This is a genomic window from Methylobacterium sp. 174MFSha1.1 (assembly GCF_900116815.1).
Lineage (GTDB): Bacteria > Pseudomonadota > Alphaproteobacteria > Rhizobiales > Beijerinckiaceae > Methylobacterium.
Genome location: NZ_FPCB01000020.1, coordinates 16816 through 31384 on the forward strand (window position 1 = coordinate 16816; position 14569 = coordinate 31384).

Sequence of the window (14569 nt, forward strand, 5' to 3'; positions counted from 1 at the left end):
CCAGGAGCCCCGCGCGATGACACCACCCCCCTCCCCTTCCGCACTCCTCCGGCTGACCGACGTTCCGGCCCTGCGGGCGCAGGTGCGGGCGTGGCGGGCGGCCGGCGAGGGCGTGGCTCTGGTGCCGACCATGGGGGCCTTGCACGAGGGTCACCTGTCCCTGGTGCGGCAGGCGCAGGCCGGGTCGCGGCGGGTCGTGGTCAGCATCTTCGTCAACCCGACGCAGTTCGGCCCGAACGAGGATTTTTCGCGCTATCCCCGCGTCCTCGAGGCCGATCTCGCCCTGCTGGCGGAGATCGGGGCCGATGCCGCCTTCCTGCCCGACGTGGCGACCATGTACCCGCCGGGCTTTGCCACCACCGTGACGGTGGCGGGGCTGACCGAGGTGCTGTGCGGGCCGGTGCGCCCCGGGCACTTCGCCGGCGTCGCCACCGTGGTGACGAAGCTCCTGCTGCAGGCCCTGCCCGACCGGGCGATCTTCGGCGAGAAGGACTTCCAGCAGCTCCAGGTGATCCGGCGCGCGGTCCGCGACCTCGACATCCCGGTGGCGATCGAGGGCGCGCCGACCCTGCGCGAGCCTGATGGCCTCGCCCTGTCGTCGCGCAACCGCTACCTCTCGGCGGAGGAGCGGCGGGCTGCTCCCACGATGCACGCGGTGCTGCAACGGGTGGCCGAGGCCGTGCGCGGCGGCGCGGACACGGCGCCCGCTTTGGCCGAGGGCCGGGCGGCCCTGGAGGCGGCGGGGTTCGCGCCCGTGCAGTACCTGTCGGTGAACGATGCCGAATCGCTGGCGCCGCTGGAGCGGGTCGCGGGCCCGGCCCGGGTGCTGGCGGCGGCCTGTCTCGGCCGCACGCGCCTCATCGATAACGTCGCGGTCTGAAAGACGACCGCGACGCGCGGATATCTCAATCGCGCAGAAGCTCGTTGATGCCGGTCTTCGCCCGGGTGCCGGCATCGACGCGCTTGACGATGACGGCGCAGTAGAGCGACGGGCCGGGGGTGCCGTCCGGCAGGGCCTTGCCGGGTTGCGTGCCCGACACCACCACCGAGTAGGGCGGCACGCGGCCGTAGGTGACCTCGCCGGTCGCCCGGTCGATGATCTTGGTCGAGGCGCCGATATAGACGCCCATCGAGAGCACGCTGCCCTCGCCGACGATCACGCCCTCGGCCACCTCGGCGCGGGCGCCGATGAAGCAATTGTCCTCGATGATGACCGGGTTGGCCTGGAGCGGCTCGAGCACGCCGGCGATGCCGGCGCCGCCGGAGATGTGGCAGTTCTTGCCGACCTGGGCGCAGGAGCCGATCGTGGCCCAGGTGTCGACCATCGTGCCCTCGCCGACATAGGCGCCGAGATTGACGAAGGAGGGCATCAGCACCGCGCCGGCGGCGATGTGGGCGCCCCGGCGCACCACCGCGCCCGGCACCGCCCGGAAGCCCGCGGCGCGGAAGCGCGCGGCGTCCCAGCCCTCGAACTTCGACGGCACCTTGTCCCACCAGCCACCGCCGCCGGGCCCGCCCGGGATCAGCGCCATGTCGTTGAGGCGGAACGAGAGCAGCACCGCCTTCTTGAGCCACTGGTTGACGACCCAGTCCTGGTTGCCGGACTTCTCGGCAACCCGCGCCTCACCGGAATCCAGCAGCGCCAGGGCGGCCTCGACGGCCTCGCGCACCGGGCCGCTCGTGTCGGCGCCGACGGTCGCGCGGTCCTCCCAGGCGGCTTCGATGGTCCGGGCGAGATCGGCGTGCGACATGAGAGGCGTCCAGGCGGGAGTTCGGTTCGGCTCCCCTCTAGCAAAGCCCTTGGCGTGCTGTCACGTCGGGTCGGCGGCGCGGCTGTCGGCAAAGGCGCGGGTGAGGGCGGCGAGTTCGTCGGCGAGCGCGTCGTGGATCACCGCGGCGGCGTCCGGAAAGACCTCGAGCACCCGGCGCATCACCGCCTGGGTGACGACCATGACCTCGACCGGGCCGCGCCCGGCCCGCGCGGTGGTCGGCCGCTCCACCGGAGAGAACAGGGCGGCCTGGCCGATCAGCGCCGAGGGACCGGCCTCGACCGGGGCGCCGCGGGGGCCGCGGGGCTCCAGCATCACCGTGCCGCGCATCACCACGAAGCCGCCCTCGGCGGTCTCGCCGCGGGTGAACAGCACGGCGCCCGGCTCCAGCCGCCGGCGCTCGGCCGCGAACGAAATCAGCCGCAGGGCGTCCCGGTTCATCAGGCCGAACAGCGGCGCCGCCTCCAGAATCGCGATGTCGTCGTCGAGCGCCAACGGCCCCGCTCTCCCCTCCGGCGCCGGCGTCGGATGCCCGGGCAGCCCGGCCAAGCTCTAGAGCATTTTGCGCCGCGCCGGACACCGGTTCGTCGCAGAAAATGCGGCGCGGCGGAAGCCAGGGCTCCGCGATCCCCCCATGCGCACCGATGCCCTCACGCGACTTGGCTCACGCGACCCGCGCGCCGGCCTCGCGCCCGGGCCGCAGCACGACGCGGTCGCGCCCCTGGCGCTTGGCCTCGTAGAGCGCCGCGTCGGCGGCCGAGAAGACCTGCCCGCCGGTCTCGCCGCCGCCGACCTCGGCGACGCCGAGGCTCACCGTGACGAAGCCGCCTTCGTTGCCGACATGCGGGATCTGCAGGCGGGCCACCGCCCGGCGGATCCTCTCGGCCCGGGCGACGGCCGCCGGGCCGGAGGAGCCCGGCAGCAGCACGGCGAATTCCTCGCCGCCGATCCGGCAGGCGGTCTCCGCCGGCGCCCGGACCTGGCGCTGCAGCACCCGGGCGACGGCGCGCAGCACCTCGTCCCCGGCGAGGTGGCCGTAGGTGTCGTTGTAGCGCTTGAACCGGTCGGCATCGAGGAGGACGAGGGACAGGCGCCCCCCGGTCCGCGCGGAATCCTCGTGCATCCGCGCAAAAGTCTCGTCGAAGTGGCGCCGGTTCGTCAGGCCGGTGAGCCCGTCGGTCTGGGCGAGGCGGGCGAGGTCGCGGTTGGCGGCGAGCGCCCGCTCCTCGGCGCGGGTGCGCCGCTCGAGCTCGCGCTGGAGCACGAGGGTCAGCCCGATCATGCCGGCGCACAGGAACGACACCAGGACGGCGATCACCAGCGCCCTCGGCCACCACAGGTCGGCGATGGCCTGCGTCGGCACCACCACGGTGGCGACGAGCGGATGCGTGCCGATCCGGCTGTAGCTGAACAGGCCCTCGACCGCCTCGGTATAGCCGGTCGCGACGAACCGCCCCGCGCGGTGCTCGAAGAAGCGCCGGAAATGCGGCGCCGCCGTCAGGTCCTTGCCGATCGCCTCCTCCATCATCGGGCTGCGCACCAGGAGCTCGCCGCTCTCGCGGAAGAACGCGATCCGGGTGCGGTCGCCGAGGCTGAGACGGCTGAACAACGCGTTGAAGTAGCCGATGTCGATCGTGCCGACGACGACGCCTGCGAAGGCCCCGTCGGCATAGGCGAGACGGCGGCTGAGCGGGATCACCCAGCGCCCGCCCGGCGTCATCCGGAGCGGCTTGCCGATGTAGAGCCCGACATCCTCCCGCTCCTTGTGGGTCCGGAAGAAGTCGGCGTCGGGAAAGCGCAGCCGGCGGGGCACGATCGCGGTCGAATCGGCGAAGGCCTGCCCCTGCGCGTCGAGGGCCAGGATGGCGCCGAGGCCCTTCGCGGTGGCGGACCGGTCGAACAGCACGGCCTGGCGCAGGGCCGGCGCGATGCCGTCGATCTCCGGATCGTGCAGGCCGTCGACCACGCCCTGGAGCGACAGGTCGTAGAGCTCGATGTTGCGGTCGACCATGTGCTCGACCGATTCCAGCAGGTTCTGCGACACGCGGCCGACCTGCTCCCAGGCGCTGCGGCGCATCTGCATGACGGTCAGGCCCGAGGCGCCGCCGATCACCAGGGTGGCGGCGACGATCGCCCCGGCCAGCGTGCGGGACGCGGCGGACGGTCGCCTGCGGGATCCGGGTTGCATCGACGCTCCGTTGCGCGGTGCCTTGACGATCCCTCCGGTCTAGGACCAGCAGCCTAAGATCGGGTTGCGCCCCAAGGAAAACCGGTCCCAGGGCTAACCGATCGTTAGGCCCGGCTGCTCACGTGGAGGTGGGCGCCCCGTGCCGTTTGCGGATACGATCCCGCGCGGCAGAACCCGAAAGGAGGGACCGCGATGCGTGCCGACACGAGACCGCCCATGATCAGCCGAGGCACGCCGCGATGCTGAGCCCCGCCCTGCGCGAGGAGATCGCCCGCCGCCACGGCACGCCGGCGGTCGTCATCGACCTCGACCGGGTGGCCCGCAACATCGCCCGGCTCCAGGCCGCCTGCGACGCGGCCGGCCTCGCCAACCGCCCGCACATCAAGACGCACAAGAGCCCGGTCCTCGCCCGGATGCAGATCGAGGCCGGCGCCCGCGGCGTGACCTGCCAGAAGATCGGCGAAGCCGAGGTGATGGCCCGGGCCGGGATCGACGACATCCTGATCAGCTACAACCTGATCGGCCCGCACGCGATCGGGCGCCTCGGCCGGCTCCTGCGCGAGAGCGCCGCCCGGATCACGGTCGCGGCCGACAATCCGGTGACGGTGGCGGGCCTGCCCGAGGCGGCGCGCGAGGGCGGACGCAGCCTCGACGTGGTGGTGGAATGCGACACCGGCCGCAAGCGCGCCGGCGTCGAGACCCCGGGCGAGGCGGTGGCGCTCGCCCGCGACATCGCCGGCCGGCCCGGCCTCGCCTTCGCGGGCGTGCTCCTCTATCCCCCGGCCGGCGCCGCCGACGGCGCGCAGGCCTTCCTCGACGCGGCGCGGGCGGGCCTGGCCGAGCACGGGCTTGCCCCCCGCATCGTCTCGACCGGCGGCACGCCGAACCTGCCGGAGCTCGGCCGGGTCCGCGGCGCCACCGAGCACCGGGCCGGCACGGTGATCTTCAACGATCGCATGATGATGGCGGCGGGCGTCGCGACGCTCGAGGATTGCGCGCTGGCGGTGCTCTCCCGGGTGGTGAGCCGGGCCTCCCCCGAGCGCGGCATTCTCGACGCCGGCTCGAAGACGCTCACCAGCGATTCCGGCGGCGGCCTCGACGGGTTCGGGTTGCTGCCGGACCATCCGGGCGCCCGAATCAGCGCCTTCGCGGAGGAGCACGGCTTCCTCGACCTCGCGGCCTGCGCGGAGCGGCCTCCGGTCGGGACGCTGGTCGAGGTGGTGCCCAACCACGTCTGCGTCGTCGTCAACATGGTCGACGAGCTGGTGGCCGTGCGGGGCGGGGACATCGTCGGCACGCTGCCGGTGGAGGCGCGGGGGATGATCGCGTGAGCGCATCCTGACGGCGGGCGCCGCTTCGCGAACGCCGATTCCGCCACCCTCGGGGTCGTCCCGGGGCTCGCCGAAAGGCGAGAACCCGGGATCCGGAAACATATGGGCGAGGATGACGTGGTCCGTCACGGTGCGCGACAGCGGCCTACGTCCAAGCCCAACAGGCGATCGTAAGCCGCCGCCCTTTCCCGGACGACTGGAGCGAGAGCGGAAGGAGATCCGGGATCCAGCACAAGCACTCGCGAAGCGACCGCTTGTCCGCAACGTTTCAATAGACTGAGCCGCTACGCGGCACTTCTCCCCTGGATGCCGGATCTCCTTCCACTTCGTTCCAATCGTGCAGGCCCGTACCGGGCCGGGAAAGGGGAGACTATGAAGCCAGGAGGGGAATGCACGCCAGCCGGGACGGTGTCGAGACGGTTCGAGGACAACCCCCCGCCACAGGCCCGAGCTACGGCAGCAGCTTGTACCCCCCGCCCTCCGTCACCAGGATCGAGGCGGTGGCCGGGTTCGGCTCGATCTTCTGGCGCAGGCGATAGATGTGGGTCTCGAGGGTGTGGGTGGTGACCTGCGCGTTGTAGCCCCAGACCTCGGCGAGCAGCGTGTCGCGCCCCACCACCTGCCGCCCGGCGCGGTAGAGGAAGCGCAGGATCGCGGTTTCCTTCTCGGTGAGCTTCAGCTTCGAGCCGCGCTCGCCGACGAGGAGCTTGGCGCCGGGCCGGAAGGTGTAGGGGCCGATCTGGAACACCGCGTCCTCGCTCGCCTCGTACTGGCGCAGCTGGGCGCGGATGCGGGCGAGCAGCACCGCGAACTTGAACGGCTTCGTCACGTAGTCGTTGGCGCCGGCATCCAGCCCCTGCACGGTGTCGGAATCCGAGGCCTGGCCGGTCAGCATGATCACCGGGCCGCGAAAGCCGCCCTGGCGCATCTGCCGCACCGCCTCGCGCCCGTCGAGGTCGGGCAGGCCGACATCCATCACCACGAGATCGACGCGCTCGGCGGCGACCCGGTCCATCGCCCCGCGCGCGGTCTCGGCGGTGACCACCTCGAAGGCGTCCGACAGGGCGAGCTGCTCGGTCAGGGTGTCGCGCAGGGTCGGATCGTCGTCGACGACGAGCAGGCGGTGGGCGTTCGACATCGAACCGGCACTCTCGAGGGAAGGCGGGCGGGCTCTCGCGATCCCGTCCGCCGGGCCACGGTCCCGGACGGACCGCAGCCTGGCAGCGTGCGGGGCAGAGTAGCGGAGCGACAAGCCGCGGCAAGGGCCGGACCCCGCCCTGTCCACGGCGCTCGCCCTCAGCCCCGGGGCGGCAGAGCGCCCTCCGGACGGGCTGGGACGGGGCGCAGGTTGCTCGGCGCGGCGAGATCCGGGCGCGCGACCGCCACCGGGCAGGCCTGGAGCCAGAGATAGGCCCGCAGCGCCAGCCAGGCATCCTCCAGCGCGCCGTGGTGAGCCCCGGCCCGGGACAGGCCGATGCGCCGGCACACGACGTCGAGGGCCGCCCTCCCCTTCTCGCCCCGGCGGCGATAGGCCTCCATGGTGCAGTACGCCTTCGTGGACACCGGGGCGAGGCCGGCGGCGGCGAATTCGCGGTTGAGGAAGCCGAGGTCGAAGGCGGCGTTGTGGGCGACGATCAGGTCGGCCCCGGCGAGGAGCTCCGCGAGGGCGCCCGCATGGGCGGCGGCCGGGTCCTGGTGGCGCAGCAGCCAGTCGTCGTAGCCGTGCACCGCCTCGGCCCTCGGGTGGCTCGCCCGGCCGGGATCGAAGATCAGGTGATGGCAGGTGATCGCCGGGACGCCCGAGGCGAGGGAGGCGGTGGCGAGGGCGACGGCCCCGACGCTCACCACCCGGTCGGTCTCGGCCAACCCCGTCGTCTCGACGTCGACCGCGACGACGCGCGGCGGCAGCCAGCCGAGCCAGTCCGGCGCGGGGTCGGGGAGCGGGATCGGCGAGGACATCAACGAGGACATCAACGAGGACATGGCGGTCGGGGGACTCGAACGGGGACGGCACGGCATTCTCCGCCGGGCCGGGCGCCCTGTCACGCTCCCCTCGACGGGCCCGGAGCCGGCGCCGTAGAACGGGATCCCATGAAGACCGGGGTCCCATGAAGCGCATCACCCTCCCGCACCTGCGGGTCCGCCCGAACCCCCTCGACCGCCGCCGCGGCACGCTGATCGCCGGTCCGGTCCTGATGCCCTGCGCCCTCGGCAAGGGCGGCCAGACGCGGACCAAGCGCGAGGGCGACGGCGCCTCGCCCCGCGGGACGTTCCGCCTGCGTGGCGGCTTCTACCGGCCGGACCGGCTCGGGGTGCGGCCTGCGACCCCCCTCCCCTTGCGCCGCATCCGCCCGCAGGACGGCTGGTGCGACGAGCCCCGCGACCGGCGCTACAACCGCCCGATCCCCCTCCCCGCCCCCGGCATCAGCGCGGAGACGATGTGGCGCGACGACGGGCTCTACGACCTCGTGATCGACCTCGACTACAACCGCGGCCCGATCCGCCCGGGTCGCGGCAGCGCCATCTTCCTGCACGTTGCCCGCCCCGGCTTCCGGCCGACCGAGGGCTGCGTCGCGCTCCGCCGCCCCGACCTCGTCCGGCTCCTGCGCCGCCTCGGCCCTGGGACCCGCCTCACGATCTAAAACAAGCTGTTCTTCGATAACGCCGAAGATTTGAGAGAATTTTCTTCTCGGTCGATGCTGCGGAGCACAAAAAACTCTTTCATTTTGGTAACGCTGCCACACTCGCGCTGCGGGAAAACATCCTGTAGGGTCCAGCTGCCACACAAAAACCGCATCGGACGCAGGGAGAAGACGCATGCTCGACGCCTACACCGCGACCGAGATCGTTCGAGCCCGACAGATTCACGCGGCGGAGGGCGCCCGCGGCACCCTCTGGGACAGCACCGCCCGCTATCGCGACGGGCTGCCGAACTCCCCGATCCTGCTCACGGACGAGGACCGCGTCCGCTTTCTGGAGCAGGCGCGGGAAGAGATCCGCTGCCTGCACGCCAATTGAGGTGAGGGCCTGGCGTCAGCCCTTCGGCTGGCGCGCCCCGAAGATCGCACTGCCGACCCGCACATGGGTCGCGCCCATCTGGATCGCCGCCGGGTAGTCGGCGCTCATCCCCATCGACAGGATCGGCAGGGCATGGCGGCGGGCGATCGCCGCCAGCAGGCCGAAATGCGCCGAGGGCGGATCCTCCGCCGGCGGGATGCACATCAGCCCCGAGACCGTGAGGCCGTGCGTCTCGCGGCACTCGGCCAGGAAGGCATCGACCGCGCCCGGCGCCACGCCGCCCTTCTGCGGCTCCTCGCCGGTATTGACCTGGACCAGCAGGCGCGGGTGCCGGCCGCTGCGCTGGATCTCCTTCGCCAGGGCGGCCGCGAGCGACGGGCGATCGAGGGTGTGGATCACGTCGAACACCTCCACCGCCTCGCGCGCCTTGTTGGATTGCAGCGGGCCGATCAGGTGCAGCTCGACGTCCGGACACGTGTCGCGCAAGGCGGGCCACTTCGCCTTGGCTTCCTGCACGTAGTTCTCGCCGAACAGACGCTGGCCCGCCTCCAGCGCCGGGCGAATCCCGTCCGCGGGAATCGTCTTCGAGACCGCGATCAGCGCGACGTCGGTGGAATCGCGCTCGCTGTCCTCGGCAGCCCGGGCGATCGCCCCCCGCACCTCGGCCAGATTCGACGTGACGGTCTGCGGGTCGATCATGACCGGCTGCCTTTCCGCTTGATTGTTGACCCTCGGGACCAAACCGTGTCCTAGTCCGCCGGCGCCGCGCCGAGCAAGCTCAACCGTTTGCGGCCGTGACGTTTTCCCTTCATCCCTGCCGCCGGTGCTCACGGCGCCGGCGCCGACCGGTCGCAAAGACGCCGCCATGGCCGAACGTTACAACGCGAAGGATTCCGAGCCCCACTGGCAGCAGGTGTGGGCCGAGCGGGAAATTTTTCGCACCCGCAACGACGATCCGCGCCCGAAATACTACGTGCTCGAGATGTTCCCCTACCCGTCGGGGCGCATCCATATGGGTCACGTGCGCAACTACGCGATGGGCGACGTGGTCGCGCGCTACAAGCGCGCCAAGGGCTTCAACGTCCTGCATCCGATGGGCTGGGACGCCTTCGGCCTGCCGGCCGAGAACGCCGCGATGCAGAACAAGGTCAATCCGCGGGACTGGACCTACGCCAACATCGCGACGATGCGGGCGCAGCTGCAATCGATGGGCCTGTCGCTGGACTGGAGCCGCGAGATCGCGACCTGCGATCCGGAATACTACAAGCACCAGCAGCGGATGTTCCTCGACTTCCTGCAGGCTGGGCTGGTCTCGCGCCGCACCGCGAAGGTGAACTGGGATCCGGTGGACCACACCGTACTCGCCAACGAGCAGGTCATCGACGGGCGCGGCTGGCGCTCGGGCGCGCTCGTGGAGCAGCGCGAGCTGACCCAGTGGTTCTTCAAGATCACCGACTTCGCCCAGGATCTGGACGATCGGCTCGACACGCTGGAGCGCTGGCCGGAGAAGGTCCGGCTGATGCAGCGCAACTGGATCGGCCGCTCGGAAGGCCTGGAGCTGCGCTTCGCCCTGGAGAACGCACCCGAGGGCGCCGCCGGCGACGTCACGGTCTACACGACCCGTCCCGACACCCTGTTCGGCGCGAAGTTCCTGGCGGTCGCCGCCGACCATCCCCTCGCCGCCGCGGTGGCAAAGGGCGAGCCGGCGCTGCAGGACTTCATCGCCGAATGCCGGCGCATGGGTACGGCGCAGGCCGCGATCGACACGGCGGAGAAGCTCGGCTTCGATACCGGCCTCAAGGTGCGCCACCCCCTCGACCCGTCCTGGACCCTGCCGGTCTACGTCGCGAATTTCGTGCTGATGGAGTACGGCACCGGCGCGGTGTTCGGCTGCCCGGCCCACGACCAGCGCGACCTCGACTTCGCCAACAAATACGGTCTCGGCAACACGCCCGTCGTCTGCCCGCCGGACCAGGACCCCTCCGGCTTCGTGATCACCGATACCGCCTATGACGGCGACGGGCGGATGATCAACTCGCGCTTCCTCGATGGGATGGACACCGACACGGCGTTCAAGACCGTCGCCGACCGGCTGGAGGCGGAGACGCTCGACGGCGCGCCCGTCGCCCAACGCCGGGTGCAGTTCCGCCTGCGCGACTGGGGCGTCTCGCGCCAGCGCTACTGGGGCTGCCCGATCCCGGTGATCCATTGCGAAGCGTGCGGCGTGGTACCTGTGCCGGTCGAGGACCTGCCAGTGCGCCTGCCGGAGGAGGTCTCGTTCGACGTGCCCGGCAACCCGCTGGAGCGCGATGCGGCCTGGCGCAACGTGCCGTGCCCGTCCTGCGGCGCGCCATCCCGGCGCGAGACCGACACGATGGACACCTTCGTCGACTCGTCCTGGTACTTCGCTCGTTTCACCGCACCCTGGCTCACGGACGCTCCAACCGACAAGGCGGTCGCCGACCATTGGCTGCCCGTCGACCAGTATATCGGCGGCATCGAGCACGCGATCCTGCACCTGCTCTATTCCCGCTTCTTCATGCGGGCGATGCGCAAGACCGGTTGGGCCGGGCTCGACGAGCCCTTCGCCGGCCTGTTCACGCAGGGCATGGTGGTCCACGAGACCTATCGCGACGAGGGCGGCGCCTGGGTGCAGCCGGTCGACGTCAAGGTGGTGACCGAAGACGGCGCCCGCAAAGCGTTTCACGTGAAAACCGACGCGCCGATCGCCATCGGGGCGATCGAGAAGATGTCGAAGTCGAAGAAGAACGTCGTCGACCCCGACGACATCATCGCCTCCTACGGCGCCGACACCGCCCGCTGGTTCATGCTCTCCGACTCACCGCCGGAGCGCGACGTGATCTGGACCGAGGACGGCGTGCAGGGCGCATCCCGCTTCGTGCAGCGGGTCTGGCGCATGGTGAGCGAGGTGGCCGAAGGCGGAACAGAGCCCCCGGGCACGGACAGCGACACGGCGCTGAAGGCGGCGCACAAGGCGCTGAACGCGGTCGGCGAGGATATCGAGCGGCTCCGCTTCAACCGCTGCGTCGCCCATGTCTACGAGTTGGCGAATAGCCTGCAGGAGGCGGTCAACGCCGAGCGCGGCCACGTCCCCTCCCCTGCCCTGCAGGAGGCGACGCGGATTCTGGTCCAGCTCATCGCCCCGATGATGCCGCATCTCGCCGAGACCTGCTGGACGGCGCTCAAGCAGGACGGTCTCGTGGCGGAGGCCGCTTGGCCCGCGGTCCGGCATGAGTTGCTGGTCGAGGACAGCGTGACGCTGCCGGTGCAGATCAACGGCCGCAAGCGTGCCGACGTCACCGTGCCGCGTGATGCCGACCAGGCCGCCGTGCAAGCGGCCGTGCTGGCGCTGGAGCCTGTGCAGCGGGCGCTCGAAGGCAAGCCGCCGCGCAAGGTGATCGTGGTGCCGCTGCGCATCGTCAACATCGTGGTCTGATCGATCGCGTATCCCGGACGGGTTCAAGGCCCGGCGATCCTCCGATCGCCGGGCCCTTTGTTTATCCGCGACATCCCCGATTTCCCGCCCTGCTCCGATCTGCGCCCTGCTGCTGCCGCAGAGACTCTTTAGGTCCCCTCCGCTAGTCTGAGGCGCGACCCGGGAGGCCCCGTTTGCCTCTTGGCAGGGCCTCAGCGTAGCGGTAACGGCATCGGCGTCGCGACGGGATCTTTGGTGGCAGGACGGACCTTCATGGCAGGCAGCACGGCGAAGACGGCGCGAAACCTTACCCTCGTCGCCACCCTGGCGCTCGGCCTCTCGGCCTGCTTCCGGCCGCTCTACGGGCCGACCGCCTCCGGCGCCCCCTTGAGCGCCGTGCTGGCCTCGATCCAGGTCGATCCGGCGAAGACCGCGCAAGGGCAGGAGCGCCTCGGCCACTACCTGCGCAGCGAGCTGGTCTTCGATCTCGACGGCTCGGGCCAGCCGTCGGAGAAAAAGTACCGCCTGACCCTCGCGGCGAGCGAGACGGTGCAGACGCCGATCGTCAGCTCGATCACCGGCCGGGCCGAATCGGCGACGTTGCTCGGCACCGCCTCCTACAAGGTGCAGACGCTCGTCGGCGACCGCATCATCACCGAGGGCGTCGCCCAGGGCACCGCGACCTACGACCGCTCGGCCCAACGCTTCGCCAGCCTGCGCGCCGCCCGCGACGCCGAGATCCGGCTCGCCAAGCTCCTCTCCGAGCAGATCAAGACCCGCGTCGCCGCGATCCTGGCGACCCAGCCCTGAGCCCGCGCGCGATCGCCGGAGGCGTGTCATGACCGCCGTGAAGGCCGGCGAGGTCGAGGGGCTGCTGCGTCGCGGCCCCGACCCACGCATCGCCGTGATCCTGGTCTACGGCCCGGATACCGGCCTCGTCACCGAACGCGCCCGTCTGCTCGCAGAGAAGGCGGTCGACGACCCTTCCGACCCGTTCGCGCTTGTGAAGATCGATGGCGACGTGCTGGCGGCTGATCCCGGCCGCCTGATCGACGAGGCCGGCACGGTCGGGCTGTTCGGCGGCAAGCGGGCGGTCTGGGTGCGGCCCGGCAGCCGCAACTACGCGCCCGCGGTCGAGGCGGTGCTGAAGCAGGACGGCCTCGACACCCGCATCGTGGTCGAGGCCGGCGACCTCGCCAAGTCGGCCCCGCTGCGGGTCGTCTGCGAGCGCTCGCCCAAGGCGCTGGCGATCCCCTGCTACCCGGACGATGCCAGCACCCTGGCCGACCTCGTCGAGCGAACCCTGCGGGCCGACGGCTTGCGCATCACCCGCGACGCCCGCGACCTCCTCGTCGGCGGCCTTGGCGGCGACCGGCGAGCGAGCCTCGGCGAGATCGAGAAGCTGGCGCTCTACGCCCGCGGCCAGGGTGAAATCGGCATCGACGACGTCGAGGCAATCGGCAGCGACGTGTCGGGATCGATGCTCAACGCGCTCATCGACGCCGCCTTCGCCGGCCGGGTCGCGGAAACCGAGCGCGCCTATCGCCGCTTCCAGATCGAGGGCATGGACGCCTCGGTGATGCTGGGGGGTGCGCTCCGCCACGCCCTCACCCTCCTCGCCACCCGCCTCGACGGCGAGGGCAAGAGCCCAAGCGCGATGGTGGCGGGCTGGCGCAGCCTGCATTTCCGGCGCCAGAAGATCGTCGAGACCCAGCTCGCCCGCTGGAGCCCGGCCTCTTTGCGCCGGGCGGTGTCGCTGCTGCAGGAGGCGGTCCTCGGGGCCCGCCGGGCCGGCGGCGACTTCTCGCACGCCATCGCGGCCGATCTCTTCCTGCGGCTTGCCAGCGAGGCGGCGCGGCGGGGCTGACAGGCCCCCTGCTCTCTTCGGGGCCGGGCTCGTTGCCCGGCCCGATCCTTCACATCTCCAGGCGGCGGCACAGCCCGTCGAGCTGATCGAGGCTGGTGTAGCGCAGGCGCACCTCGCCGCCGGCGCCCTTGGCATCGATCGACACCACGACCCCCAAAATATCCTCCAGGCGGCGCTCGAGAGCGCGGGTATCGGCGTCCTTCTCCACCGCGGCCTTGCGCGGCCGGCCGGGACGCGGGCCGGTGCCGGTCTGCTCGCCGGCGGCCAGGGCCTCGACCTCGCGCACGGTCATGCCATCGTCGATCACCCGGCGGGCGACGGCCTCCGGATCCTTGACGGCGAGAAGCGCCCGCGCGTGACCGGCGGTGAGCGTGCCGGCGATGACGTGATCCTGCACCCCGGGCGGCAGCTGCAGCAGGCGCAGGGTGTTGGCGAGGTGGCTGCGGCTCTTGCCGATGATCTCGGCGAGCTCGGTCTGGGTGTAGCGGAACTCGCTCATCAGCCGCTCGTAGCCCGCCGCCTCCTCGATGGCGTTGAGGTCGGCGCGCTGGACGTTCTCCAGGATGGCGTATTCGAGCGAGGTGCGGTCGTCGATCTCGACCGTGACGACCGGAACCTCGTGCAAGCCGGCCCGCTGCGCCGCGCGCCAGCGCCGCTCGCCGGCGACGATCTCGAACGCGTCCGGCACGTTGGCGAGCGCCCGGACGACGATCGGCTGGATTACCCCGCGGGTGCGGATCGAGGCCGACAACTCCTCGAGCTCGGTCTCGGCGAAGTGACGGCGCGGGTTGCGCGGGTTCGGCCGCAGGAACTCGATCGGTACGCGCCGCTGGCCGGCCTTCGGCTTCTCGGGAGCGGCCGGAGTTTCCTCGCCGAAATCACCGATCAGCGCCGCGAGACCCCGCCCCAGGCGCGGTCGCGCTCCCTCCTCCGCCATACCCTTCATCCTCTCCATAGCTC

At 71.5% G+C, this 14569-nt stretch carries 14 protein-coding genes; 7 read left to right on the top strand and 7 right to left on the bottom strand.

The window, feature by feature from the left end; all coding sequences use genetic code 11:
* The first annotated feature begins 16 nt into the window (after positions 1–16).
* Positions 17–880 carry a pantoate--beta-alanine ligase gene (gene panC, locus BM430_RS18050; protein ID WP_093568639.1) on the top strand — a complete coding sequence of 288 codons (864 nt, stop codon included), beginning with the start codon at positions 17–19 and terminating at the stop codon, positions 878–880.
* A 25-nt stretch (positions 881–905) separates the two neighbouring features.
* Here panC and dapD read toward each other — a convergent pair whose 3' ends face one another.
* From dapD to BM430_RS18065, 3 genes are all read right to left on the bottom strand, one after another.
* Positions 906–1751 (bottom strand): 2,3,4,5-tetrahydropyridine-2,6-dicarboxylate N-succinyltransferase, encoded by an 846-nt coding sequence (gene dapD / locus BM430_RS18055; RefSeq protein WP_093568640.1) that lies wholly within the window; start codon positions 1749–1751, stop codon positions 906–908.
* 60 nt (positions 1752–1811) lie between these two features.
* A complete protein-coding gene (locus BM430_RS18060; RefSeq protein ID WP_093568641.1) occupies positions 1812–2264 on the bottom strand; it encodes a cyclic nucleotide-binding domain-containing protein in 453 nt (150 codons plus the stop codon).
* A 169-nt stretch (positions 2265–2433) separates the two neighbouring features.
* Complete coding sequence (locus tag BM430_RS18065) at positions 2434–3957, bottom strand: sensor domain-containing diguanylate cyclase (RefSeq protein WP_093568642.1); 1524 nt, start codon at positions 3955–3957, stop codon at positions 2434–2436.
* Positions 3958–4196: 239 nt separating this feature from the next.
* Between BM430_RS18065 and BM430_RS18070 the strand changes: the two genes are divergently transcribed.
* On the top strand, positions 4197–5288 hold the full coding sequence (locus BM430_RS18070; RefSeq protein ID WP_093568643.1) for an alanine racemase: 1092 nt from the start codon (positions 4197–4199) through the stop codon (positions 5286–5288).
* Positions 5289–5739: 451 nt separating this feature from the next.
* Here the strand turns inward: BM430_RS18070 and BM430_RS18075 are convergent, their stop codons facing one another.
* Together BM430_RS18075 and BM430_RS18080 are read right to left on the bottom strand one after the other, a co-directional pair.
* On the bottom strand, positions 5740–6426 hold the full coding sequence (locus tag BM430_RS18075) for a response regulator transcription factor (RefSeq protein ID WP_093568644.1): 687 nt from the start codon (positions 6424–6426) through the stop codon (positions 5740–5742).
* A 158-nt stretch (positions 6427–6584) separates the two neighbouring features.
* Positions 6585–7247, bottom strand: a complete 663-nt coding sequence (locus BM430_RS18080) for a 3'-5' exonuclease (RefSeq protein ID WP_093568645.1) — start codon at positions 7245–7247, stop codon at positions 6585–6587.
* A gap of 149 nt (positions 7248–7396) precedes the next feature.
* On the opposite strand from BM430_RS18080, the gene BM430_RS18085 reads away from it, so the two are divergent.
* Together BM430_RS18085 and BM430_RS18090 are read left to right on the top strand one after the other, a co-directional pair.
* Positions 7397–7930 carry a L,D-transpeptidase family protein gene (locus BM430_RS18085; RefSeq protein WP_093568646.1) on the top strand — a complete coding sequence of 178 codons (534 nt, stop codon included), beginning with the start codon at positions 7397–7399 and terminating at the stop codon, positions 7928–7930.
* Between the two features lie 175 nt (positions 7931–8105).
* Positions 8106–8306, top strand: coding sequence for a hypothetical protein (locus BM430_RS18090; protein ID WP_093568647.1), 201 nt, complete (start codon positions 8106–8108; stop codon positions 8304–8306).
* Between the two features lie 15 nt (positions 8307–8321).
* On the opposite strand, the gene BM430_RS18095 is transcribed toward BM430_RS18090, so the two are convergent.
* Positions 8322–9005, bottom strand: a complete 684-nt coding sequence (locus tag BM430_RS18095) for a YggS family pyridoxal phosphate-dependent enzyme (protein ID WP_093568648.1) — start codon at positions 9003–9005, stop codon at positions 8322–8324.
* Between the two features lie 166 nt (positions 9006–9171).
* Between BM430_RS18095 and leuS the strand changes: the two genes are divergently transcribed.
* The 3 genes from leuS (at position 9172) to holA (ending at position 13609) form a co-directional block, all read left to right on the top strand.
* A complete protein-coding gene (gene leuS, locus BM430_RS18100) occupies positions 9172–11763 on the top strand; it encodes a leucine--tRNA ligase (protein ID WP_093568649.1) in 2592 nt (863 codons plus the stop codon).
* A 252-nt stretch (positions 11764–12015) separates the two neighbouring features.
* The gene (lptE, locus tag BM430_RS18105; RefSeq protein ID WP_093568650.1) at positions 12016–12552 is read left to right on the top strand and encodes an LPS assembly lipoprotein LptE; all 537 of its coding nucleotides are present in this window, start codon (positions 12016–12018) and stop codon (positions 12550–12552) included.
* Between the two features lie 28 nt (positions 12553–12580).
* Positions 12581–13609, top strand: coding sequence for a DNA polymerase III subunit delta (gene holA / locus BM430_RS18110; protein ID WP_093568651.1), 1029 nt, complete (start codon positions 12581–12583; stop codon positions 13607–13609).
* A 49-nt stretch (positions 13610–13658) separates the two neighbouring features.
* On the opposite strand, the gene BM430_RS18115 is transcribed toward holA, so the two are convergent.
* Positions 13659–14546 (bottom strand): ParB/RepB/Spo0J family partition protein, encoded by an 888-nt coding sequence (locus tag BM430_RS18115; protein WP_093568652.1) that lies wholly within the window; start codon positions 14544–14546, stop codon positions 13659–13661.
* Between the last annotated feature and the right edge of the window lie 23 nt (positions 14547–14569).